3 protein-coding genes and 1 pseudogene are annotated in these 2,565 nt (G+C 66.3%); all 4 read left to right on the plus strand.

The genetic code is table 11. The annotated features are described in order from the left end of the window. Positions 1-248 (plus strand): annotated as a pseudogene (locus ACXJL8_RS38735) (hypothetical protein); the annotation flags it as partial. Positions 249-383: 135 nt separating this feature from the next. Then, positions 384-599, plus strand: coding sequence for a hypothetical protein (locus tag ACXJL8_RS38740; RefSeq protein WP_456619341.1), 216 nt, complete (start codon positions 384-386; stop codon positions 597-599). Between the two features lie 189 nt (positions 600-788). Further along, positions 789-1,928 (plus strand): FAD-dependent monooxygenase, encoded by a 1,140-nt coding sequence (locus tag ACXJL8_RS38745; RefSeq protein WP_456619340.1) that lies wholly within the window; start codon positions 789-791, stop codon positions 1,926-1,928. After that, the coding region (locus ACXJL8_RS38750) for an AMP-binding protein (RefSeq protein WP_456686786.1) at positions 1,925-2,565 on the plus strand (641 nt) is incomplete at its 3' end. The genes ACXJL8_RS38745 and ACXJL8_RS38750, both read left to right, overlap by 4 nt.

Below are 2,565 nucleotides of genomic sequence, written 5' to 3' on the forward strand. Positions count from 1 at the left end.
CGGCAGCGCCTGCGGGCGCAGCTCCTGCGGCGGCAGCACCGGCGGCCGCGCCAGCCGTGATCGTGCTGCGGCCGCTGCGGCCGCGCGAAGAGCTGTTCATTGTCCGATCGGCCTGTGGCGCCGACATCCGCACGCTCTGCGCCGGCGTCGCGCCCGGTGGCGGACGCATCGTGCAATGCATTGCAAGCAATGCCGCGTCGCTGTCGCCCGCCTGCAAGGACGTGCTGGCGCCGTTCGCGGCGCGATAGAGAGGCGCGCGACGACGCAAAGGGCGCGCATCAACAGCCGGCGGCGTGCGTGGAGGAACTCCGCACGCCTGCGACGACAAATCGCAGAATTTTACCGACAACCGATTTCGATCACGACAAGACCGGGAGGAAAACGTGCGTGCATTGCTGCTCACTGCTTCCGCGCTGCTGGCCTTCGGCGCGACCATGACGTTCGAGGCCACCGACGCCAACGCGGTCGTGTGCGCGCGCGGCGTCTATCGCGCCGGTTGCGCCGGGCCGAACGCCGCCGTCGTGGTCCGCAAGCCGGTTCCGGTGGTCCGCTGTACCAGGGTGCTGGTGAACGGTGTCTACGTGAAGCGCTGCGTCTGACGCACAGGTGGCCAAGCCGGCGCGGTTTGGCTATGCTCCGGACGTGATGGTTTCGGACACGCGCCAAACGTGTGTTTGGAGCGAGTTTCGGCGCGCCCCGCCATGCCGATAATTCCGCTGGCGCCGAACGTCGGAGCACATTAGTCTACCCCTAGATAGTGAGTATACTGTCAATTAGGGAGGCAGACGTTGCGGATCGCCGTGATTGGCGGGGGGCCCGGCGGGCTCTACTTCGCCTATCTCTGGAAGAAGCGTCACCCTGAGGATCAAGTCGACCTGTTCGAACAGAACCCGGCCGACGCGACCTGGGGCTTTGGCGTGGTGTTCTCCGACCAGGCGCTGGAGTTCCTGCGTACCGACGACCCCGAGACGGTCGACGCGATCGCGCCGCATATGGAGAGCTGGGAGAACATCACGCTGAACGTCCATGGCGACAGCGTCGCCATCGACGGCGTCGGCTTTTCCTCGATCGGCCGGCTCGAGCTCTTGCAGTTCCTGCAGCAGCGCGCGCTCGATGCCGGCGTCACGCCGCGCTTCGACACGCCGATTCACGCGATCGACCAGCTCAACGGCCATGACCTGATCGTCGCCGCCGACGGGCTGAACTCGCTGGTGCGCCGCGCCTTCGAGGGCGATTTCGGCACATCGCTGTCCTACTCCTCCAACAAGTTCGTCTGGTACGGCACCTCGAAGCGCTTCGACACGCTGTCGCAGACCTTCGTGAAGACCGACCGCGGCGCCTTCAATGCCCATCACTACCGCTACTCGCCGACCATGAGCACCTTCCTGGTCGAGTGCGATCATGCCACCTGGCAGGCCTACGGCTTCGCCTACAAGGACGTCGAGCAGTCCAAGGGCGTCTGCGAGGAGGTGTTTGCCGACACGCTCGGCGGCCACTGCCTGGTCTCCAACAAATCGGTCTGGCGCAATTTCCCCTGGGTCTGGAACGAGCACTGGTCGTTTAAGAATATGGTTCTGATGGGCGACGCGCTGCACTCGGCGCATTTCTCGATCGGCTCGGGCACGCGGCTCGCGATCGAGGATGCCATCGCGCTGGTCAAGGCGCTGGAATCGGATGCGCATCTGACCACCGCGCTGCATCGCTACCAGGCCGCGCGAAAACCGGTGGTGCAGAAGCTCGTCGACGCCGCGCGCACCTCGGCCGGCTGGTACGAGCACTTTGCCGAACACATGCAGCTCGATGTGATGGACTTTGCCTACAGCTACATCACCCGCTCCGGCCGTATCGACGATTCCCGCCTGCGCGCGATGTCGCCGGCCTTCATGGCGCGCTACGAGGCCGCGAAGAACGGCGGAGATGCGGCATGAGCAGCGAGCTTCGCGACCAGGTGCCCGCCGACAGCGCGGGCGCGCGTGAGATCGGCTTTGCCGTTCCGGAGATTTACAACGCCAGCCGCGTGTTGTTCGACAATCTCGCCAGGGGGCGCGGCGACAAGCCCGCACTGATCGGGCCGGCGGGTGCGCGCAGCTATGCCGAGCTTTGCGCGGAAGCTGGCCAATGGGGCAACGGCTTCACCTCGTTGGGCCTGAAGCGCGGCGATCGCGTGCTGCTGTTCCTCGACGATACCCCGGCCTATCCGGCCGCGTTCTTCGGCGCGGTCCGCGCCGGCTTCGTGCCGCTGCTGATCAACACGCTGACGCCGCCGGATCTGCTGCAGTTCTATCTCGCCGATTCCGGCGCGAGCGTTGCCGTGGCGGACGCCGAGTTCTGCGCGCGCTTCAACGCGGAGGCCTGCAAGGACACTCGTCTGCGCACGCTGATCGTCGTCAATGGCGCGGCGGGCGATCACGCCGCGCCGGAGGCGATCTCCGCGGCAGGCTGGCTCGCGCAATTCCCGACCGGGCTGGCGGAAGCCGCGACGCATCGCAACGAGATGGCGTTCTGGATGTACTCGTCCGGCTCGACCGGCCGGCCCAAGGGCATCGTGCATCTGCAGCACGACAT

It is taken from the genome of Bradyrhizobium sp. P5_C11_2, from assembly GCF_054049755.1.